19 protein-coding genes are annotated in these 21,337 nt (G+C 36.5%); 10 read left to right on the forward strand and 9 right to left on the reverse strand.

Annotated features, from left to right (window positions below):
* The 3 genes from ACKPQ5_RS00005 to recA all read right to left on the reverse strand — a co-directional run.
* Nucleotides 1-849, reverse strand: an 849-nt coding sequence (locus ACKPQ5_RS00005; RefSeq protein ID WP_407677028.1) for an FAD-dependent oxidoreductase, incomplete at its 3' end; no start/stop codon positions are given.
* Complete coding sequence (gene mnmE / locus ACKPQ5_RS00010) at nt 846-2,204, reverse strand: tRNA uridine-5-carboxymethylaminomethyl(34) synthesis GTPase MnmE (RefSeq protein WP_407677029.1); 1,359 nt, start codon at nt 2,202-2,204, stop codon at nt 846-848. The genes ACKPQ5_RS00005 and mnmE, both read right to left, overlap by 4 nt.
* 14 nt (nt 2,205-2,218) lie before the next feature.
* A complete protein-coding gene (gene recA, locus ACKPQ5_RS00015; RefSeq protein ID WP_407677030.1) occupies nt 2,219-3,274 on the reverse strand; it encodes a recombinase RecA in 1,056 nt (351 codons plus the stop codon).
* 226 nt (nt 3,275-3,500) lie between these two features.
* Here recA and ACKPQ5_RS00020 point away from each other — a divergent pair, with 226 nt between their 5' ends.
* From ACKPQ5_RS00020 to gmk, 4 genes are read left to right on the forward strand one after another with little or no spacing between them, the layout of a single operon-like run.
* Entirely contained in the window at nt 3,501-4,142 is a 642-nt protein-coding gene (locus tag ACKPQ5_RS00020; RefSeq protein ID WP_407677031.1) for an HAD family hydrolase, read from the forward strand.
* A 34-nt stretch (nt 4,143-4,176) separates the two neighbouring features.
* Nucleotides 4,177-5,520 carry a tRNA (N6-isopentenyl adenosine(37)-C2)-methylthiotransferase MiaB gene (gene miaB / locus ACKPQ5_RS00025; protein WP_407677032.1) on the forward strand — a complete coding sequence of 448 codons (1,344 nt, stop codon included), beginning with the start codon at nt 4,177-4,179 and terminating at the stop codon, nt 5,518-5,520.
* A complete protein-coding gene (locus ACKPQ5_RS00030) occupies nt 5,517-6,056 on the forward strand; it encodes a hypothetical protein (protein ID WP_407677033.1) in 540 nt (179 codons plus the stop codon). The genes miaB and ACKPQ5_RS00030 overlap by 4 nt, the downstream gene beginning before the upstream one ends.
* A gap of 12 nt (nt 6,057-6,068) precedes the next feature.
* Nucleotides 6,069-6,656, forward strand: coding sequence for a guanylate kinase (gmk, locus tag ACKPQ5_RS00035; protein WP_407677034.1), 588 nt, complete (start codon nt 6,069-6,071; stop codon nt 6,654-6,656).
* Nucleotides 6,657-6,668: 12 nt separating this feature from the next.
* On the opposite strand, the gene gndA is transcribed toward gmk, so the two are convergent.
* The 3 genes from gndA to ACKPQ5_RS00050 form a co-directional block, all read right to left on the reverse strand.
* Nucleotides 6,669-8,174 carry an NADP-dependent phosphogluconate dehydrogenase gene (gene gndA / locus ACKPQ5_RS00040; RefSeq protein ID WP_407677035.1) on the reverse strand — a complete coding sequence of 502 codons (1,506 nt, stop codon included), beginning with the start codon at nt 8,172-8,174 and terminating at the stop codon, nt 6,669-6,671.
* A gap of 86 nt (nt 8,175-8,260) precedes the next feature.
* On the reverse strand, nt 8,261-10,246 hold the full coding sequence (locus tag ACKPQ5_RS00045) for a hypothetical protein (RefSeq protein WP_407677036.1): 1,986 nt from the start codon (nt 10,244-10,246) through the stop codon (nt 8,261-8,263).
* A gap of 145 nt (nt 10,247-10,391) precedes the next feature.
* Nucleotides 10,392-11,990, reverse strand: a complete 1,599-nt coding sequence (locus ACKPQ5_RS00050; protein WP_407677037.1) for an O-antigen ligase family protein — start codon at nt 11,988-11,990, stop codon at nt 10,392-10,394.
* 72 nt (nt 11,991-12,062) lie between these two features.
* Between ACKPQ5_RS00050 and ACKPQ5_RS00055 the strand changes: the two genes are divergently transcribed.
* The 4 genes from ACKPQ5_RS00055 (at nt 12,063) to ACKPQ5_RS00070 (ending at nt 16,565) form a co-directional block, all read left to right on the forward strand.
* Complete coding sequence (locus ACKPQ5_RS00055; RefSeq protein WP_407677038.1) at nt 12,063-13,346, forward strand: outer membrane beta-barrel protein; 1,284 nt, start codon at nt 12,063-12,065, stop codon at nt 13,344-13,346.
* A 4-nt stretch (nt 13,347-13,350) separates the two neighbouring features.
* Entirely contained in the window at nt 13,351-14,004 is a 654-nt protein-coding gene (locus ACKPQ5_RS00060) for a polysaccharide biosynthesis/export family protein (RefSeq protein ID WP_407677039.1), read from the forward strand.
* Entirely contained in the window at nt 14,004-16,277 is a 2,274-nt protein-coding gene (locus ACKPQ5_RS00065; protein ID WP_407677040.1) for a polysaccharide biosynthesis tyrosine autokinase, read from the forward strand. Before ACKPQ5_RS00060 ends, ACKPQ5_RS00065 begins: the two co-directional genes overlap by 1 nt.
* A 66-nt stretch (nt 16,278-16,343) precedes the next feature.
* Nucleotides 16,344-16,565: a DUF4177 domain-containing protein gene (locus ACKPQ5_RS00070; protein ID WP_407677041.1), complete on the forward strand. Its 222-nt coding sequence runs from the start codon at nt 16,344-16,346 to the stop codon at nt 16,563-16,565.
* Nucleotides 16,566-16,576: 11 nt separating this feature from the next.
* Here the strand turns inward: ACKPQ5_RS00070 and ACKPQ5_RS00075 are convergent, their stop codons facing one another.
* Nucleotides 16,577-17,005 carry a hypothetical protein gene (locus ACKPQ5_RS00075; RefSeq protein ID WP_407677042.1) on the reverse strand — a complete coding sequence of 143 codons (429 nt, stop codon included), beginning with the start codon at nt 17,003-17,005 and terminating at the stop codon, nt 16,577-16,579.
* Between the two features lie 43 nt (nt 17,006-17,048).
* On the opposite strand from ACKPQ5_RS00075, the gene ACKPQ5_RS00080 reads away from it, so the two are divergent.
* Both ACKPQ5_RS00080 and ACKPQ5_RS00085 read left to right on the forward strand, forming a co-directional pair.
* Entirely contained in the window at nt 17,049-17,588 is a 540-nt protein-coding gene (locus tag ACKPQ5_RS00080; protein ID WP_407677043.1) for a hypothetical protein, read from the forward strand.
* Nucleotides 17,585-18,379, forward strand: coding sequence for a CDP-alcohol phosphatidyltransferase family protein (locus tag ACKPQ5_RS00085; RefSeq protein ID WP_407677044.1), 795 nt, complete (start codon nt 17,585-17,587; stop codon nt 18,377-18,379). The genes ACKPQ5_RS00080 and ACKPQ5_RS00085 overlap by 4 nt, the downstream gene beginning before the upstream one ends.
* Nucleotides 18,380-18,381: 2 nt before the next feature.
* On the opposite strand, the gene ACKPQ5_RS00090 is transcribed toward ACKPQ5_RS00085, so the two are convergent.
* Nucleotides 18,382-19,746: a tetratricopeptide repeat protein gene (locus ACKPQ5_RS00090; RefSeq protein ID WP_407677045.1), complete on the reverse strand. Its 1,365-nt coding sequence runs from the start codon at nt 19,744-19,746 to the stop codon at nt 18,382-18,384.
* Nucleotide 19,747: 1 nt separating this feature from the next.
* Entirely contained in the window at nt 19,748-21,337 is a 1,590-nt protein-coding gene (locus ACKPQ5_RS00095; protein ID WP_407677046.1) for a tetratricopeptide repeat protein, read from the reverse strand.

Consider the following 21,337-nt stretch of genomic DNA (forward strand, 5'->3'; position numbering starts at 1 on the left):
ATTCTGTTTTATTATCTCAGCCGTTTGAGAGGTGGTTCGTGTAGTAAAGCATTGAATAGTGGGAAGCGGTTGGGATTGTTCCACGTGGAACCATCTTCCTTTTTGTTCCACATGGAACATTTCTTCTTGGTTGCGAGTATCATAAAAGGCAAACTTAGTAGGCTCTTTGTCACCATACTGTGTTTCTGTTTTTTCAAAATTAATGGAGCGGCCAAGCAGGCGTGGAGGAGTGCCGGTCTTAAATCGATTGAGTTCTATTCCGTATTCTGTGAAGTCTGCAGATAATCCCTTTGCTACATGATCGCCGAGTCTTCCGCCCTCCGCTTTTTCTTTACCAACATGCATTAGTGCACGCAAGAATGTGCCGGTTGTAACAACGATTGATTTTCCGTAGAAGTTTATGCCCAGGGTTGTTTTGACGCCAACACATTTATCTTTCTTAATAATTAAGCCATCTACTATACTTTGAAATGTTGTAATGTTCTCATTTAATTCGAGAACATGTTTCATTCTAAGCTGGTACGCTTTTTTATCACACTGTGCTCGAGGTGCTTGAACAGCCGGTCCCTTTGAGGAGTTAAGTAATTTGAATTGAATTGCTGATAGATCAGTGTTCAGAGCCATTTCTCCGCCTAAGGCGTCAATTTCTCTAACAATTTGTCCTTTAGCTTGGCCCCCAATTGCTGGATTACAACTCATTTGAGCAACAGTATCGAGGTTGCCCGTCAAAATAAGAACTTCAGCCCCACACCTAGATGCTGCCAAAGCTGCCTCGCAACCAGCATGCCCTGCACCGCAAACAATTACATCATAGGGATTTAGCTCATCTGTTTTTAATCCCGTATTCATTTTCCAATACAGAAATTTTGAAACAACTGGTCTAGCATATCTTCATTATCTGTGCGTCCGATAATACTGTTAATACACTCGATTGATAATTTTAATTCCTGTAATATGATTTCTTCATTAATGGAAGATGAAATGAGAGATACTACTTCATCTAAATGGGCTAGTGCATCTACAAGATGATTAGACTGTCTTTTATTAACCAAAATATCACTTGATGGGTTTATTTTAAACTGATCCGATAACACTTTCTCTATTTCGGATATAATATTTTCTGAACAACCATCTTCTATCATTGAAGTCGTGATTACTTTTGAGTTTCGAGGATAATCGCTGGAGGATATCTCGCGTTTTAGGTCATTTTTATTTTCTACAACTATTATCGCTTTCGATTTAATTTCTTTCCGGATGCTATTATAAAATTCGGTAGGGTAGGGGAGTGAAGAATCAAATACTAACAGAACAATAGCCGAATCATCTATAAGACGAATAGAATTTTGTATCCCCAGTTGTTCAACCTCAGAGGTTGTTTTACGGATCCCTGCAGTGTCAAATAATTCAACTTTATAGCCTCCTATATTTAATTCCTTTGATAGATAATCTCTTGTTGTCCCTGAGTCTTTACTTACCAGTGCACGATTTTCGTGAACAAGATTATTAAACAATGTACTTTTACCTACATTGGGAGGACCAATCAGTGAAATTTTAATACCCTGGGACAATGTTGACTTTATATTCGTCGAGTTAATTAGTTGAGTAATTGCAGATTTAAGTGGCTTTACAATTGTCAATATTTCACCAACATTTTTTTCTTTAATTTCATCTTCAGGAAAATCTATACTTGCTTCGAATTGTGCCTGTAAATTAATTATCCCAGACTGAATAACATGAAGACGTTTACTTAAGCTTCCTCTCAATTGATGATTGGCAATTTCAATCTCAATTTCACTAGAGGCTGAAATTAACTCCGCAACTGCTTCAGCTTGGGAAAGGTCTATTTTCCCATTTAAGAATGCCCTTTTTGTGTATTCTCCAGGTTCAGCAAGTCTGCATTTTCTTTTAATCAGGTCATCTAAAATCTGATTAGCAATCAATGGGTTTCCATGAAAAGTAAGTTCTAGTGTTTGTTCTCCAGTGTATGATTTACCATTTTCAAAGAATGTGAGTAAAACTTGATCAACGGGTTTTCCTTTTATTGACAAATAGTTTCTTACAGTTGCTGTCCTTGGGGTAGGAGTTGTAATGTTAAATATATCCTCGCAAAGAGTTTTACATAACTTACCGCTTACTCTAATCACCCCCAATGCAGACTCTCCTGCGATGGTAGCAAGAGATACAATCGTATCACCTTCTCTCACAGTTATTTATGGAATTAGTCAGAGTCCTCGTCGTTGTTCTGTGCTAGGACAGAACCGACGGTGACTTCAACTTTTTCTAAGATCGCGGCTGTGATTTCAGCCATCAATTTTTCATCTTCTGCAAGAGTTTGTTTTGCAGCTTCACGACCTTGCCCTATCAAGTCACCTTTGTAGGAAATCCAGGCTCCTTTTTTCGTCAAAATTTCATGTTCAATCCCAAGATCTAATACGGAACCTGTTCGGGAAATACCCTCGCTGTACATGATATCAAATTCACATGCTGTAAAGGGTGGAGCAATTTTGTTTTTAACAATTTTTACCCGCGTCCTGTTGCCTACTACTGTTCCATTAGATTCCTTAATCTGCCCAATTCTTCGAATGTCCATTCTGATAGAACAGAAGAATTTTAATGCTCTTCCACCTGGTGTAGTTTCCGGACTGCCAAACATTACGCCTATTTTTTCCCGAATTTGATTCGTAAAAATACAAACACAGTTGGTTTTAGAAATTGCTGCGGTGAGCCGTCTCATTGCTTGACTCATCATACGAGCCTGTAGACCGACTGTAGCATCCCCCATTTGCCCATCTAGTTCCTGTCTTGACACTAATGCTGCTACTGAGTCTAAGACAACAACATCAATTGCCCCTGACCGAATGAGTGTTTCAGTAATATTGAGTGCGTCTTCACCACTTTCTGGTTGTGAAACCATAAGGTTATCGAGGTCCACACCGACTATTTTAGCGTATCTAGGGTCTAATGCATGTTCTACATCAACAAATACAGCATTTCCTCCATTTCTTTGCGCTTCTGCGATCACACTTAAACAAAAGGTTGTTTTACCGGATGATTCAGGACCATATATTTCCACAATCCTACCTCTGGGTAAGCCGCCAGCACCTAACGATAGATCAACAGCCAATGATCCAGTTGAGATAACCGACACATTCATTTTAGTTGCGTCCCCAAGTCTCATTAGGGCACCTTCTCCAAATTTTTTATTAATTCCCTGAAATGCTAAATCAAGGTCTGGGTTTTTGTCTTTTCGTTTATCGGTAGTGTTTTTAGCCATTTTAAATATATGTATATAATCACAATGATTTTTCAAGAGATAGAATCAAGCAGTTTAAGTAAATTTGTTTATATTTCTTATAGTTTAGTTACTATGCACGCATTTCTTATCAATAATTATGATCGAGTCTGTTCCTATATTTTACTTTTTCTTTAAGAATGGAAAAGAGGGTAGGGCACGGTTATTCCAGAATATGGTCCCACACTACAAAAACCAAAGCATGTAAATGAAATATTCCCACATAATTTGGGATTGGAATGGAACAATAATCGACGATGCCCGTCTTTGCGTAGATTTAGTTAATGAACTTTTAGATGAATTTAATTTAGAGCGAGTTACAATTGCGTATTACTTAAATAACTTCAGTTTTCCTGTTAAATCTTACTACGCAAGCCTCGGTTTACCTATTGACTCAAAGAACTATAAGGCTCTGTCGGAAAAGTTTATAATTAATTATCGGAAAAGTTTTGCGAATTGCAAGTTACAGAAGGGTGCAAGGAATTGCTTTCAATACTTCCAAAGAAATTCAATAAAACAAAGTGTTCTTTCAGCTGGAAATCAAAAAGATCTGAATGACTTTATATCTTTTCATAATGTTTCTCTATTCTTTGATTTCGCAAGCGGTGTGGATGATGTGTTTGCTCAAGGGAAAGCGGAACTTGCGAAACATCATTTTAATAAAATTGGTTTACCGGCATCTGAAGTTTTACTCGTTGGGGATACTTTACATGATGCCGAGGTAGCAGGTGAATTAGGTCTAAATTGTATATTATTTAGCGGAGGACATAATTCAAAAGAATTACTTTTGAAACCTTCATATCCTGTAATAGAATCTTTGGAGGAATTAAGTAATTGGGTTCAAGATTGACCCCAATTTTACTTAGTATATCAATTCTACATTCATGAATCGTGTATTTATCAAGACATACGGCTGCCAAATGAATGAAAGGGATTCTGAAGCTGTGGCGTTCAAGTTGAAAGCTAGAGGATATGAAATCGTTTCAGACGAGGCAATTGCTGACGTTGTTTTGCTTAATACATGCAGTGTTAGGGATCAGGCAGAACAAAAAGCAATCGGAAAAGCAGGCCACCTTGCTCATCGTAAGAAAAAAAATCAAAAATTTATTTTTGGAGTTATGGGATGTATGGCACAAAATAGGGGAGAGGAGTTGTTTGATATACTTCCTGACCTCGATTTGGTTGTGGGTACGCAAAAATTTCATCGTATCCCGGAATATTTAGACAAAATTACTGGAAGCACTGAACCAAAGACTACAAATATTATTGATTTAGAAGACGAGGAGTTTTCGCAGGAAGAAATTCGAGATCATTTAAATACTTCTCAAAATAAAGTGACCGCGTTTGTATCAATCATGCAAGGTTGCAATATGAACTGTACTTTCTGCATTGTTCCAAAAACAAGAGGTAAAGAGAGATATAGGAGCATCGCAAGTATTACGAAAGAGGTACAGGAACTAGTTGACCGAGGTGTTCGGGAAGTTACATTACTTGGTCAAATTGTGAATGCATATGGTCGAGGTTCTTTACCTCGTATCGATAATAAATCTCCTTTTGTTCAATTACTTGAAAAATTAAATGAAATTGAAGGCTTGTATCGTATTCGTTTCACTTCACCACATCCAACCAGTTTTGGGGATGATTTAATCGAATGTTTTGCTCGTTTATCAAAATTATGTGAGCATGCTCATTTACCTATGCAAAGTGGTTCAGATAGAATTTTAAAACTGATGAATCGTCCCTATACTAGGAAAAAATTTTTAGCCATTACAAAAAAATTACGAAATGCACATTCTAAAATGAGAATTAGTACAGATGTGATTTTGGGTTTTCCGGGTGAAAGTGACGAAGATTATGCTTTAACCAAGTCGGCTTTTATAGAAGCAACTTTTGAAATGGCTTATATTTTTAAGTACAGCGAAAGATCAGGAACTCCTGCAGTAGAATTATCCGATTCTGTCCCAAAGGATGTAAAAGAAATGCGCAACCAAGATTTACTTACACAGCTTGAAAAACAATCGTATGTTTCCAACTCTAGTAGTGTAGGAAAACGATATGAAGTTCTTGTAGAGGGAAAAGCCAAAAGAGGAAAAGATATGCTAATCGGTAGAACAAGGTGTAACCGAAGAGTTGTATTTGAGGGGAATCAGGTATTGGCAGGTGAGTTATTAGATATTGAAATTAAGGATGTGAGTGCGACTACTCTAATCGGGGAAAATAACCAATGAATTTATATTATTATACTTTAACAACAGCATCCTTACTAGGTGTTATGGGTTTATTTATTTTCAGTAAACCAAAAATTGCATTGGGGAATATTAGTGGTTTAATCAGGTCTAAAAAAGCAGCGATCCTTTTTCTCGTTATTGGACTAGTCTGGTTTTTGTATGAACATGTCCAAAATTTGGGGGATGCAGATTTTGGTGAATACAAATATATTATAGGGTTTATAGCCGCAGGTGTTGCGATTTCCTCGTATTTCTTTATCAGTGACTTTCTGTCTGTGCGAGCATTCTGTATTCTTGCCTTATTGTATTCTAGAGAAGTACTTGACTCTGCGTTTTTACAAGAACCCCAATCGAGGCTCTTTTTAGTTTCTGCAATCTACTGTATTATAATTCTTTCACTCTATTTTGGTGCATGGCCCTACCGAGCAAGAGATCTAATTAAATGGTTCGATTTCAGTTTAAAAAGAACAACAATATTAGGTGCGATTTTAGTGATTTATGCCGTACTATTATTTGTAGTTTCGTTTAGTTATTGATCTATTTCATTAATGAATAGTATTGCCTTAGTAATTTCAGGACCTGCGGGTGTAGGAAAGACAACTTTGTGCGATAGATTACTATCAGACTTTGAGACTCAATTAACCCGGGTTATTACTGTAACAACAAGACATCCAAGAGAAGGAGAAGCAGACGGTAAAGATTATCTTTTTATTACAAAATTGGAATTCGAAGATCTAATTGAAGTGGATGCTTTTATTGAATATGCTCAAATCCATGATAATTACTATGGTAGTTTAAAGAAAACATTTCTTGAACTTTTTCAAAAAGATCAGGATGTTTTATTGAATATCGATGTACAAGGAACCACATCTCTAAAAAACCTAGAAAGTAGTTATCCATTTCTCAAAAATCGGGTAATTAGTGTTTTTGTGATGCCTAAATCGTTAAACGAATTAAGAGATAGATTAAAAACGAGAAATTTGGATACGACTGAGGAAATTGAAAAACGATTAACGACTGCAGCTAACGAGATTAAGTCTAACGGAATTTTTGATTACACTATAGAATCAAGTACTAAGGACGAAGACTATAAAAGGTTGGTCGAGATTTATAAATTACACTCACAAAATCCGTAAGTTCTTCTGGTATTAAACCTGAACCTCAGGACGATTTGGGTGGAGCCAATCGAGGTGAAAGAATTTACCCCGTTCTTCATCTGTTCTTTCATAAGTATGTGCACCAAAATAATCCCGTTGTGCTTGAAGTAGGTTTTGAGGAAGTCGTTCTGACCTGTAACTATCGTAATAGGAAAGAGCGGATGAAAAAGTAGGCACAGGGATTCCAGATTCAACAGCAAGGCTAATCACTTTCCTCCAGTTGGGTTGATAAATACTTAAGCATTCCTTGAAGTAATTATCTAAAAGGAGGTTAGCTAAAGTCGGTTCTTTTTCATATGCCTCAGTAATCTTCTGTAAAAATGCGGCTCTAATTATACATCCCCCTCTCCATATTTTAGCTATCTCACCAAAGTTGAGATCCCAGTTGTATTCTTTCTGAGCTTCTCGCATAAGTTGAAAACCTTGGGCGTAGGAGCAAATTTTCGAGCAGTAAAGAGCGTCTCTAATCGCGGATACGATAACTTGTTTATTATCAGATTTAATTTTAACGATTGGTCCAGTTAAGATCTTAGATGCAGCGGTCCTTTCATCCTTAATTGCACTAAGGCATCGTGCGAAAACTGCTTCTGAAACAGTTGGTGCAGGTACTCCCATATCTAGAGCATTAACTGATGTCCATTTCCCTGTTCCTTTTTGTCCTGCTGTATCCATGACAATATCAACGAATGGATTATCCGTGCGGGGATCTTTTTGTTTGAGAATATCGCCAGTTATTTCAATGAGGAATGAATCGAGTTCTCCCTTGTTCCATTCGTTAAAAATATCACCAATTTCACAGGGAGTTAAATCCACAATCGAAGACATTAAATGGTACGCTTCGCAAATCATTTGCATATCACCATACTCGATACCGTTATGAACCATTTTAACATAGTGACCCGCTCCATCATTCCCAATGTAGGCGGAGCAAGGTACACCACCTTGGATTGGCTTTCCAGGAAGTGCGCCTTCTAAAGGTTTTCCGTTATCAGGATTTACTTTTGCGGATATTGAGTCCCAAATTGGCTTTATTAAATTCCATGCCTCTTGGGATCCTCCAGGCATCAAGGATGGTCCAAACCGTGCTCCCTCTTCGCCCCCGCTCACTCCCGATCCAACAAAGAAAATATTCTTTTCCTTAAGCATTTTTTCTCGTTCGATAGTGTCTGTCCATTTCGCATTTCCACCATCAATAATAACATCACCCTTTTGAAGGAGTGGGACAAGAGATTCAATAACAGAATCAGTCGGACGACCTGCTTGAACCATGATGATAATCTTCTTGGGACTTTGGAGAGAATTTACAAAAGACTCAATATTTTCGTAACCGGATAAATTGGGAAGATTCTTTCCATTTTTATCTAAAAAACTTTCTGTTTTAGAAAAAGTCCTGTTATACACAGAAATTTTATAGTCATGGTCCGCGATGTTAAGAGCCAAATTTTGCCCCATCACTGCGAGTCCAATAAGTCCAATATTTGAAGTTGAATCTGTCATTTATATTTCAATAAACTTCTATCCCGTAGATCGCGAGAAAAAACAAAAATTAACGGACCGAAAAATCTATCTTTTTGGGTCTAATTTTATATTGGCGATGCGACCGGGAATTTATCTTTAAATGGAAGTGATTCTTCTTCTACAGCATCTGGATTTGAAAAAATTCGCGTGGGATTTGTGTAAAGTGGATTTATGTTAAATTTTCTCATTAAAAAGAGCATATCTTGTGAGCTCGTTTGAATGGTTTTAACTGCCATTGAGCTATTAGCTTTTACAGCAGCTTCGTCGTTTGTTTTCTTGATAGCAGATTTGATCGCCATTGATGATTTGATTTCAACTATATCAGCAATCGCACTGTCATAACCTAATGCAAGCGAGGCACCCACCGTTGCGCCTTCCGTAGTTCCTTGGTAAATCGCCTGTTTAATAATGAGCCCATCTTCTCCTGATTCTATTCCACCTGTAATTGCGCCATAAGTGGAACCGTAGCTTACGGCTTCTGCGGCAGCAATTGTTTCGAAGTCATATGTCCTTTTATCTGGCATGGAATCGTTCTTAAGACCAACAACTTGAAATAATGCACCATGAGCGGCACCATGTGCTAATGCTCTTGCAATTTCGATCTCAAATTCCTCTGTAACCCCCTTTGGCTTATCAATTAAGGATAAGTTCTTGGCTGTTATTCCACCCGTTGTTGCTCCTTGTGCTGATTGGCTAATAATGGGTTGTAATAATGTGGGATAATAAACTGCTAAACCAGTATTTCCAATTAATGAACCTAGGGCAGATCCACTAGCAATATCAAGAATTTCTCTTCGTGAAGTTTTATCATTAGTATCTTCAACAGTGGGGTCGTTTTCAATATACTGGCTTGCGGCATTAATTGCACCATATGCACTTCCTTTGGAGGTAGCCTTCGCTAAATTGTTTCGATTGTAAAGTTCCCAACCATCTTCAAATTCCCACGATTTATCTAATACGCTTGCCATCTGTGCTCCCATTGCAGATCCAAATGATGCTGATTCTGCTAGCCGATGTAACAAGTGACCATTTTGTTGAGCAATAGATGAAATTATTATTTGAGACGAAATTGCTTGAGAAATTGATTCCGCCGCAATTTCTGCAAGCATCAGTTCCCTGTACTCTTCAGTGGAAGCACTGTTGTAAACTGCACTAAGTGTAAGACCAGTGGAAAGAGCTTTCGTTACCTCGTATGTAAATAAGCTATTATCGCCTTCCAATGAAGAAAGGTATTCAACCGCTCCAGATATCGTAGACTCTCCCAGGACTTGTGAATAAACTTGGATGTTTTCTGCAGACAGTGGGGTGGAATCATTGGCAAAAAAACCATCCGCAAGTCCTTTGGCTGTAAATTCCAGCAATCGAGTTTTTTCAGTATCAAACTTCATGAATGATGCGGTTCCATCGAATGACATTTCCTGACTTGCTACTTCCCTGGAGGGATCTACGGGAGTAATGCTAGGTAGTAAGCCATTTGACTTAATTGTGGAATCATTAATTATCTGTAACACGGTTGAAGTAGTTGCTCTTGATGCCAGTTTTTTTAATTCGTTCTTATCTGCCGTTATGCTAGCTTCGGAAATCGACTCCATGAGGGTAATCGATAATTCTTTTGCCCAAGTTGGAATGTTTCCTCCCCAGGAATCAACTTTAACTGGAATTAAATTTTTGAAGACAATTCCAGGTAAATTGGGGATTACTTCCAATAAGTCGCTGCCTGTTGATTCGCTTGAATTAAGAAACGCAATTACACTAGATTTAATTCCTGCTAGTAAATCTTGGTCAGATAAATTGAAATTTTCTTTATTATTTGAAAGATAGTTTATTGAGTATTCTACCGCTTCCAACAGATTCTCGTTAGGAAAACTAGAAAAAGTACTGGTTAATGAACTAGTCAGTGGATCGATTTCGGGAAGTGATGATCTGTTTAAATCAATGATTCCCTGAATAGAAGTACCGGCATTCACACTCAAACGTCTTTGATTTGTATTTCGAATGTTGTCGGTAGAACTGGGGAATTCCTGCAGATTAATTAAGATTGCAGATTCCACTAGTGCTTTGTCGATAGTTGCCCCTGTGCAAATGTTTCCACAGTAAAACAATGAAAAGAATAACAGATTTATGGAGCAGTAGGATCTTCTATACATAAATGAGAGGGAGAATTTAAAATACTGCTAAATATTGTGAAGTTCAACCCTAATGCAATTTAAATTTCTTTTGGGATAAGTAAGAATATTTTGCCGCTAATCCGATTACAGTAGAAAAGATCAATAAGCAAGCAGGTGTTTGAGAAGGAAAATCAACTATTGAATAAGTTAAAAAAACAACAGCACTAATTATCAAAGTTTTTGAAATTATCGATGGAGATTTTGAAAAAATAAAAAATAATTTTAATAAATAAGGTAAAGATATTAAAAACCCTACTAATCCAAACTCCGATATTTTTTCTAACCAATCATTGTGACCATATTTTATTAAAGGGGTGAACCGATGATGGGCATTGGAAAGAACGATCGATCGCATAGCACGAACTTCACTAGATTGGTAAATTGGATTAACAGCACTGTAAGAGTTGAATCCAAAGCCAAAAATTGGTTTTTGTGAAATTTGATTACATAGATCTTTCCATAGTAAAATTCTTAATGGTGATTCTCCGTGCTTTAAGCCATTCACTTGTGTTTTTAAATTAGTAATCATCTCAGTTTGTGAAGCCCGATGTAACTTATTTACAAATAGAAAAAGTAGACAAATGATCACTGTACTACTGGTGGTGTATAAAAACCAAGTCTTGAGCCTTTTAATTTTCCGAGATCTGAGAACAAATAAAATTACAATAAAAATGGAAAGCACTAATAATAATGAACCCGATCGCGACCCAGAAAGTGGAATTGAAACAATGGTAAAGCATAAGCTTAAAAATAACAGTATAGTTTGAATGTTTCGCAGACATTCACTTCCGTATTTTCTCCAATTATGGATCAATAAAGCAAATGTTATATAAACACTAACAAGAGCAAATGCACACCAATGATTTTTGTAGGTAAAGGTAGAAAAATAATATCTTGGCTCTGGGGCATCCCAAATACCGAGAATTTCTAAAATAGTATCGGAAGGAATATAGTTAATCTTTTGCCAAATTCCAACCATGGCAAGTAATCCAGTATTGAGAGAAAACATTAGTAATATTCTTCTAATAATTATTCTTTTATTACATAAGTAAAAAAATAGTAAGCCCATGGAAAGTTGGCAAACCTTATGTATAAAATGAAGATAGGTGCTTTTGTCACTAATTGCTAAAGTAGGTAGAAATAAGTGGGGAGATAGTGTAATTAAATTCTCGTACTTAATAATTAACTTTGCCGAGGAAGTAATGCTATTCGGAAACTTATCAAAGTAGCGATTTTTAAAATCAAAAAACACAGTATGTGATAGGGAAGGATTCGTTTTTGAAAGAACCATTATATTTTTGAAAGATTCCGACACCATGACAATTTTTTCGATATCGGTCTCTTGTGCTAGTGAGTTTTCGATTTCTAATTTTGCCCAGTCTTTATTTTCAAGAACTTGATAGGTCGGATTATGGTAAGAAATTAAAAATTGGATTATTATTAATGCTATTGGGACAAAACTTACTAGTGAATGACTCAGTGATTTATTTCGTACTAATAAAAAAATAAAAGAAAGTGTTACCGTGGCATCTACAGCAAACAATATCCAATCACCTGCAAGCCCCGCTTTTGCCCAGGAGGCTAAAAGTAAAATACAAGTAAGGAGATGTAATAGGGATTTATTCAAACCGAAATATAATTTTTATGGAGTCGGAATTTAAGCACGAATATATTGACAAAGGTTTAATAATTTATTGTCATGAAATTGTACTCGTACTCCGTTTTGCGCAATTCAAAATACTTCAAGATCACTATCCAGTTAGTAATATTATTTACTACGACATGTGATAATTTATTTGCCTTGATTGAAGGTGACTTTGGGAAAATTGACGGTACCGCCACGCTGAGCGGAGAGTATGATTCTAGGGTCTTTGGGATTTCATCTGATTCCTTTCAAGGTGCAAAGACTTCAAGCAGTCCTTTAATTTCATCGAATGAACTCAAAAGTGAAGATGATTTTATAATTCGCTTTTCTCCTGCTTTGCATTTCACAAAAAAGCTTAAATGGTTTTCATTTACAGGAACTGCTGGAATTGAGTTTGCACAATTTATTAAAAATGATGATAAAAGTTATACTCAGCCTATTACCACTTTCTCCATTGATTTCGATGACACACTTTCCAAGAAAAAACGTGTTTCCAACAATGCCAAAATTCGCTTCGATGCGACGTTCGATATTGGTCAAAGTGTAGGAGCTAGCATACTCGAGCAAGATTTGGTTTCTTACACCTACTTTGTTGCTGGTCTTAACCTTAGGTACAATTACAGTCCTAAATTTGGAGTCGGAGCCAGTACCTCTTACAATCTCAAGCATTACCAAACAGGATCCACTCAAACCCGTGTTTACCAAGACATAGCCACGTTACCATTATCACTCAGGGCTTTTTATATCTATTCCGAGAAATTGGATTTTTACACAGATTATACATTTTCAAGAACAAAAGATGACCAAGCGAATTCTCTTACTTTGACAGATAGCCAATCTCATGCAATTTCATTTGGTGCTCAGGGTGATTACTCCTCGAAGTTATCTGGTAACGCCAATGTAGGATATTCGGTACAAAATTACGATAACAGCAGTGTTTCCAAACAAGACAACTTAGTTACCGGGGTTGGACTAGATTGGAAGTACAATTCCAAAACTTCATTTAATTTTAACTTAAATCGGGCCTTTTCGCCATCTGCTCAAGGTTTTTCTACATTTAGTACAATGGTTCGATTGAGTGCCACTCACCGATTGACCGAAGATGTTAGTTCGACAGCTTATTTTTCAGTTGGTAAGGTAGAGTATACTTATCCACCCTCTGGTCAGACTGCTCGAGATTCTTCTTCTCTTAATAATTACGGTGTCGGTATCAATTTGAATAAACAAATCTCAGATAGAATCTCAGCAGGAACTGGTTACGACTATACCTTTGTGGACAGGGCATCCGAAAGTTATGGCAGACATTTATTGCGGGCAGACATAACTGGAAGATTCTAATAGCATGAAGCCGCTTTTTCTTCAAACAATTTGGTTTGTGTCGTTATTAAATATTATCTTCCTGGATCCGATTTCTGCACAACTTAAATTTAATAATGACCCCTCGATTTTAAAAGATCCTACTGGGTACAAAATTAGAGCTGGTGATAAAATTCGAATTTCAGTTCGAGGAGAATCCGAAACAAATGTTGAGGCATTGATTGATCGTGATGGAAAAGTAAGAGCTGCCTACTTAAGCGAAGTTAAAGTTTCTGGTTCAAGTACAAAACAAGTTGAGGTGTTAATTACAAATGAGTACAAAAGAAATTTAATTTACAAAAATCCTATTGTTAGCGTCTATGTGCTTAAATATTCTGACCGGGTAGTTTTTTTATCTGGGTCAGTTAATAGAAAGGGTCCCTATGTCTTACCCCCTGAGGTTGAAGCGATGAATGTGGTGGAAGTTATTGCACGGGCAGGTGGATTTACAGATATTGCTCGAAAAGATAAAATTTTTATTACTAGAACCTTTTATAACGAACGGGGTGAAGTGAAAGATACCAAAACTTATGAGGTTAATGTGGAAGCATTAAGCACTGGGTCATTAGACCGAGATTCTTCGAAAAGATTTTGGATCTATCCAGGCGACCGTATTGAAGTACCTGAAAGGTTGTTTTAATGGACGACGAATTTGATAATTTAGATTCCAACACTCCCAGTCGCAAGGTTAGTAAAACAAAAGGTATCGGCGAATTTCTATTAGTTATTCGTGATAGATGGTTGCTCGCAGTGGCACTAGCTTTGCCATTCTCACTTGGATATGTTTATGTTAAGTTCCAAGACACTGAATTTTTCCAATCTTCTGCCTCTTTTAGGTTAATTCCTCCCCCTGCTGTTCTTAATTTACAAAAAGTGGATCGAGATACTCAAGTGCAGGGACTCGTCGCGAAGCATACTGAGGGACTCAATAGTCAAGAACTTCGTGCGAGTGTCATACAGAAAATCTCCGATGATCCTGAATCCAAATCAATCATGCTTGCTCCCTATTTACGGGACGGTATGCCAGTGGGAATATCAGCGACTGTTTCTTATTCGATTTCAGTTACTCCACCATCAGACGGTCGCCCTCGTTTTATAATATCCTCAACCTCTAGAAGCCCGAAGGGCGCAATGTTAATTGCTGACATCGTACAGTCTGAATATGAAAAAATCCATAAGAGCCGGAAGAGCCAGCAGGTTGAATCAGTACGAAACTTGTTAGAGAATCTACTCAAACAAAGTATGTTAAAAGAGCAAAGTCTTGGTGATGAAATGGCTACCTATAAGAAAGAAAAGAACCTGCCTTTTATTGAGGATGAGAAAAAAAACAGTTCTGTAAGGAAAGGCCAATATTCTTCTGAGATAACCAATTCGAAGCTTGGGCAAATAAAAATTGATTCATTACTTAGGCAAGTTCTTCAAATTCAGGCTAGGATTGGAACTCGTGCAAATTCAAGCAAATCTTCGGATATTGATAACGATATCGCGGTAATTAAAGATTTCTTTGAAATTGATGCAATTGAGAGCTTTGGTAATGTACCAGCACTCCGAAAAACTTTGTATGATTTAGAAAAAACTCGCCAAAGATATGAAGAGGGCAACCCTGGTTACTTAGAGAGGCACCCTAAAATGTTGGAAAATGCGAGAAGTGTACAAGAAGTCAAAAACTCTCTCATTGCTGAGGTAACTGCATCCATTGAAGATCTTAAGGACAAGAGAATACAATTAATTGCCCAAGAAAGGGAATTTCAGCAGGCAATGGGAAAAGTGCAACAACAATCAATGCAACTTAGTGAAATCGAGGAATGGCTTGTAAATAAAGGGAGAGAGTTAGCTGTAGTTCGAACAAGTACAGATCAAATTCAGAGAAGACTCAATGAAGTGCGAATTGAACAGGCACTTCCGTCAGAACAGGAAGAACCCCTCCACAAAGAACAATTTGCATACCTACCAGGCGCTCCATTTACTCCTAATAAAGCAAATATAAGAAACACCGGACTTTATATCTTTTTTGGACTATTTGTACTGATCCCTGTATGCCTAGAATTCGTTGATAATCGGGTCAAGTCCCCATTTGATGTTGAGGTTTTTATCGGGAAAGACCTTATTGCAGGAATTCCAAAAATATCCGATGTAGAGGAGATTCAGCGACCGTTGATTGTAGGAAATGACTTAGATGATGGATTAACGGAATCATTTCGCAGTATGTATAGTAAAATACAGATGAATTCAGTTACTGATTATCCCAAAAGTATTCTAATCACTTCTGCAATTCCTAGTGAGGGAAAGAGCCTGATTTCTGCAAATCTTGCATACAGTTGTGCAAATCACGGTAGAAAAACGATTTTAATAGATTTTGATTTAAGGCGACCCGGTTTGCATAAGTTTTGTGATCTAGAAAATAAACAAGGTTTAGTTACCCTCATAAACGAAGCATCATCAAGTCCAGACACAATAGATTCCTCTATTAAGAGTACAGCACACGAGATTCATCCTAATTTATATATATTGCCCTCGGGAGGAAAAACTCGAGCTGCAACAGAAATGTTAGAGCAGAAGGAATTTGATATTGTACTTGCCGCGTTAAGGAGAGAATTTGATGTGATTATTGTTGATAGCCCTCCTATTGGATTATTTCCTGATTCCTTGGCAATTGCCCGCAAAGTAGATGAGGTTCTTTTTGTAACTCGGTATGGAAAGGTTTCAAGAAAAGTAGCAAAGAATCTAGTGGAAAACCTAGAGGAGACTGGAGTGAATGTACTGGGAGTAGTTTTAAATGATTTACCCCAGAAGAAGACTCCGGGTTATTATTATTCTGGTTATTATGGGTACGGATATTTCCGTTACAAGTACTACAATAAATACTATGGTAAAGACTCAGGCGAAGAAGTTTCATTTAAGAACCAAGGTTAACATCACTTCTTCTTAGTTTTATATACATTACAACCTAGATTATTTATTAAAATTGTTAATGAAATAATGGTAAACCAAAAACAATTCGAGTATAAAACGGTTTCAATATCTCCGGTTGGGATTAGAATCAAGGGAGACGATATAAGTGAAAAGCTAGCTGATTTACTGAATAATAGGAGTAATGAATTAGCGAAAGAGAGATGGCGCCTGTTATCAATTTTACCTTCTTTAAAAAGTGAAGGTGCTGTGGCTAAACTTCTCGTTACTTTTGAAAGAACGGTAGAGTAAGAATTTTCGAATTATAAATACTCAATATTCACCACATTAATATCGTTTGTTGTTACCACAAAGAAGTCTCTATTTTTTTTACAAAATTTAAATTCGAGAGAACTTGCACCCCATTTCGATTCTACGATATCTTCCCATTTGTATAGTCTTCTTTCCCAATTTTGCCCTAATTCTTTATTTTGTGCTAGAACTAGGTATTTAAAACCAACCAAGTTATTGAACTGACTATTGGGTAATCCAGTTTTTACTTGTAATAAAAGATTACTTTCAAGCGAATTAAGCCTGTCTTTGGCGCTCGATTCAAGTTCTTCCTGATAATGTACCTGCTTAAGCTTTATATGCTCAGCTTGGCGACTGAATTGTTGATCAGGGTCCCATTGTTCTTTGCATGAACTGACTGACAGGGTTATAGATAGTAAAATAATATAGTTTGGATTCATCGATAAGTTTATTAAATGGCACTGAAGTTGCTTATTGTATTTGTTGAAACTACCCCATTTATCATTCGCGCATCTGATTGAGCGTCAAGCCTCGACTCTTTCTGCGTCCTTAGTTTTACCGGAACCTAATTCAGATAATTTCTGCATGCGACTATCTAGGTTCCCCAATGAAGGCACAGAAACTATTTTAGATATTCACACAGTAGGCACACGAGTTTTTGTTACAGTTACGAGATTTTTAAATTCACTTCGAGAGCGAATCACAACTTTTACAGATGAAAATTGTCAAGATTCTCACTTACTTGCTGTTGATATTTCTATTTCTGAAATCAGCGAGACAGACCCAATCATCAGAGAAATTCTATCCAATCAAATATTCGATTTAAAAAGTGATTTAAATCAGGAAATCAAAGACAATCATTTCTTCTTATTCTTTACTGATTCACAAAATTGTGTATCTGCAGCAATTTCGAATCCGTTTCAAAAATTAAATGAACAATGGGTTCGACTGATTAACCGTTCATACGGCACTGAATTAAAAGCTCCGCGTCGAGATATGCAAAAGCTTCATTTCTCATTATGAGTCCGATAGGTTCAAGTAATCAAAACAAGAAAATTTCTCTGCCTAAGTTGCTACCTAACATTTTCACCACTATTGGACTATGTTCCGGTTTGACGGGAATTCGTTTTGCACTGGATGGTAATTGGCAGAATGCAGTCTTTTGTATACTCGTTGCTGCATGCTTTGATATGATTGATGGCTTATCTGCAAGACTACTGAAAGCATTTTCCCCTTTTGGTGCAGAACTTGATAGTCTTGCGGATACAATTAGCTTTGGTGTATCTCCGGCAATTATAACTTTTCTTTGGATTCGCGAACCTATTATATCAACAGATCAAGAATTTTTATTGGAATGGTATTGGATTCCATTTTTGTTTTATTCTGCATGCAATGCCTTCAGACTTGCTCGATTCAATGTCATGCATATGGGACAAACGGCCGAAAAAGAAAGTAAAAGCTACTTTTTAGGCGTACCTGCACCTGCCGCAGCGGGACTCGTTTTAATGCCACTTGGCCTCGATTTTATTTTTGCTCGCTTTGATGTTAGTTTTACAACCTCTTCTTATCCAGTACTGATAATTTGTTGGGTCTTTTTAATTTCTTCTTTAATGATATCAAGGCTTCCTACTTTTTCATTTAGGAATGTGAGATTCAATGTTGCTTCCAATAAAGCACTCTTAGTACTTCTTGCGGTGTGCTTAGGAGTTTCTATCTTTATGAAAGAGACATGGATTTTCTTATTCTCTGTCGGAGTGCTTTATTTTCTAAGTATTCCCATCGCTAGTATTGCTTCGAGAAAAGATAATATTTGAATTCAAGCGATCTTTTCAATCATTCTAATTGCTTCCGAATGATTGTTTTCCAAATCAAGCACGATTTTAAAGTGCATTTTTGCTTTTGAAGTATTTTTTAAGTTACATTCAATTTTACCCAATTCGAAGTGAGATTCGCAGTGTTCCCAGTTATTATGACATGCTTTGGTAAACATCCTTTGAGCATCCTCGATTCGATTTTCTTTGATGAAATGTAAGCCTAGCTCAAAATAAGATTCGAAATAATCAGGGTTTAATTTTATCGCAGCCGTAAGTATTTCTTCTTCCTTTTGGTGTATTTTTAATAATTTATTAATTTGGTAATTTCTAATAATAAGTTTTGATCGTAATTTTTTTTTCTTAAACGCATTTTTCAAATGTTTTCTAGCAAGAAAGAAGTTAGAGGCTTCGCAGTAAAGATTAGATATAGTGTATTCATGTTGTTCTTCTAGAACGACAATTTCAGACGCAGTTTTAAGGTGTTTTACTGCTCTTTTGTATTCTTTTCTCTGGGAGCAAATTTCTGCAATGTGCAGCAGGCAATTACTTTTTTTGACATCTAGGCTTAAAGCTTCAAGAAAGTATTTTTCTGCTTCGGCTGGTTTTTTGTAATGCAGATTTATTATCGCAAGTTGATAGGCAGATTTACCTTTCGTTTCCTTATATCTATGAGCTTTTCTAAAGTTCGTAGAAGCTATTTTGATTTGTTTTCTAGAATGGTTCAATTTTCCAAGGTAATACCAAGGCACTCCGGAACTAGATTTGATTTTTGTTGCAGAATCAAAAAGCTTTTCAGCTTTTTGCAGATTTGTTTTAGAAATCGAATCTCCCTCGTGGTCATTTCCCGTAGTTTGCTCCATATAAATCCTTGCTAGGTCGATTATAGGTTTTATGTCATTGGGTAATAACTCAATGGATATTTCGAGCAAAAGTATTTTTCTTCTTATTTCAGTTTCATCATTCAATAATTGTGAAAGTGAATAGTGAGATTCTCCATCCAAAGGGCAAAGATCAACAAGCTTTTCAAGGTAGGGAATCGCTTGATTTTCTTTTCTAGATTGAACTAATGTTTTATGTGCTAATTTATAAAATCTGACCTCATTAGAATCGCATTGGATTGCTTTATCAATAAAGACAATCGCTTCCTCGTAATTTTGGGTTTCAAAATATAGCTTCGCCTGTAAAAAATAAAAAGATGAAACATTGCTAGTATTAGAAAGTGCATTAGTAATGATCATCTGTGCCTCACTAAAGCTTTTCTTTTTTACTAGAATTTCACAAAGTTTTACAATGGATGGTAAATGTTGCGGATCATTTTTAATTGCAACTTTTAAATGATAAATTGCTTTTTTTTCAATACTGTCCAAGTCAAGTTTTTCTTTTATTTGCTTTGTTGGTTTTCTCGTTCCCTCGGATACTTTTTTTACTCTTTGGTTGAGGATCTTTTTCTAATGCGTTTCTTGCATCCTTATTCATTAATAATATTGCTAAACTATAATGTGCTTTGGGGAACTTAGGGTCTAGTTTAATTGCCTGTTCAAAATTATATAATGCAGTGGTATATTCCTTTTTTTCATAGAGGAGGATACCTAAACGGTAAAAAGCTTTCGCAAATTTAGGATCAATTCTAATCGCATGCTTAAAGTGTTTTTCGGCCTCATCTAATTTTGGTTCTTTCAGTAGTGTACCATCATTTGATAGTCGCTCTCCAGTTGTCAGTAGTTTTGCAAACCAATAATGTGAGTCTGCCATATCAGACTTTATTTCAATTGCTGTTTCGTAATTCCTGACAGCTTGGTCATGCTCAGATGGACTCTTCAGAATTCTTGCCAAATTGAAATAAGCATCCACATAATTCTGATCTACATCTGTGGCTTTTTGAAAGTGTATTTTTGCTTCATTGATATCACCGTTTTTTTCTGAGTGGTGTGCTAATTCATAAAAGGCAACTGCATACTCGGGATTGATTTCTAGAGCCTTAAAGAAGTGTTTCTTTGCGAGGGTAGGGTCATCATCTTCTCTCAATAGCATTGCTAGATGGAAATGTGCCTCTGAATGAAGAGGATCAAATAAGACCGCTTTTTTGAGATTTTCTTCCGCTTTTTTCAATTCACCAGACTCGCTCAGTATAACTCCGAGTCGAAAATGTGACAGTGCATTTTCTTGGTGAAATTTGAGCGATAAATTATAATGAGATTTCGCTTTTTCAATATCTTTGGCTTCCTCATAAACATAGGCAATTAGATAATGTGCTTTTGAATATTCGGGATTGATGTTGAGAGTTTTTGTTAAATGCTCTTTTGCTTTTATGAAGTCTTTTTCAGTACAAAGAATTTTTGCCAAATTGTAATGCGCTTTCGCATGATCCTTATTAAGTTTAATAACAGCATTAAAGTGTATTTTTGCTTCTGAAAGATTTGTTCTGTCTATGATTGTCCCTTCTTTATTAGTTGCAACGCCTCCGGATAGTAATTTCCCCATGGAGTAGTGTGCTTCTACATATTTTTCATCAATATCCAATGCTGTTTCGTAGTTTTTTCTAGCATCTTCATAATCGTCTGCATTGGTCAATAAAGTGGCTTTGTGGTAATAAGCCGGTGCATAGTTTTGATTAATTTCGGTAACCTTATCAAAGTTGTTTTTAGCTTCTTCAATGTCTTTAATCTGAATTAATAATAATGCATAATTAAAATATGCATAAGCATAGTTCGGGTTAATTTCCAGTGAGTTTAGAAAGTGATTACGGGCATTTTCATGATCTCCATCCGCAGTCAGGGCAATTGCTAATTCGCATTGGGCTTCTGCAAAATCGTTATTAATGCTAACTGACTTCTTTAAGTTCTTTACAGATTCTTTAATCTCACCTTGTTCCTTGAGGAGCATACCCAGTTCGTAGTATGCTTCGGCGAACTCTGGATTTAGTGCAATTGCTTTTTCTAAGTGGATTTTGGCATTCAT

It is taken from the genome of Candidatus Seribacter sulfatis (genome assembly GCF_964187635.1).
GTDB lineage: Bacteria > Verrucomicrobiota > Verrucomicrobiia > Opitutales > Seribacteraceae > Seribacter > Seribacter sulfatis.

Excerpts from the sequence above, each read along its gene's own strand:
- recA (WP_407677030.1), bottom strand. The coding sequence starts at position 3,274 with ATGGCTAAAAACACTACCGATAAACGAAAAGACAAAAACCCAGACCTT.
- ACKPQ5_RS00020 (WP_407677031.1), top strand. The coding sequence starts at position 3,501 with ATGAAATATTCCCACATAATTTGGGATTGGAATGGAACAATAATCGAC.
- miaB (WP_407677032.1), top strand. The coding sequence starts at position 4,177 with ATGAATCGTGTATTTATCAAGACATACGGCTGCCAAATGAATGAAAGG.
- ACKPQ5_RS00030 (WP_407677033.1), top strand. The coding sequence starts at position 5,517 with ATGAATTTATATTATTATACTTTAACAACAGCATCCTTACTAGGTGTT.
- gmk (WP_407677034.1), top strand. The coding sequence starts at position 6,069 with ATGAATAGTATTGCCTTAGTAATTTCAGGACCTGCGGGTGTAGGAAAG.
- gndA (WP_407677035.1), bottom strand. The coding sequence starts at position 8,174 with ATGACAGATTCAACTTCAAATATTGGACTTATTGGACTCGCAGTGATG.
- ACKPQ5_RS00055 (WP_407677038.1), top strand. The coding sequence starts at position 12,063 with ATGAAATTGTACTCGTACTCCGTTTTGCGCAATTCAAAATACTTCAAG.
- ACKPQ5_RS00060 (WP_407677039.1), top strand. The coding sequence starts at position 13,351 with ATGAAGCCGCTTTTTCTTCAAACAATTTGGTTTGTGTCGTTATTAAAT.
- ACKPQ5_RS00065 (WP_407677040.1), top strand. The coding sequence starts at position 14,004 with ATGGACGACGAATTTGATAATTTAGATTCCAACACTCCCAGTCGCAAG.
- ACKPQ5_RS00070 (WP_407677041.1), top strand. The coding sequence starts at position 16,344 with ATGGTAAACCAAAAACAATTCGAGTATAAAACGGTTTCAATATCTCCG.
- ACKPQ5_RS00075 (WP_407677042.1), bottom strand. The coding sequence starts at position 17,005 with ATGAATCCAAACTATATTATTTTACTATCTATAACCCTGTCAGTCAGT.
- ACKPQ5_RS00085 (WP_407677044.1), top strand. The coding sequence starts at position 17,585 with ATGAGTCCGATAGGTTCAAGTAATCAAAACAAGAAAATTTCTCTGCCT.
- ACKPQ5_RS00095 (WP_407677046.1), bottom strand. The coding sequence starts at position 21,337 with ATGAATGCCAAAATCCACTTAGAAAAAGCAATTGCACTAAATCCAGAG.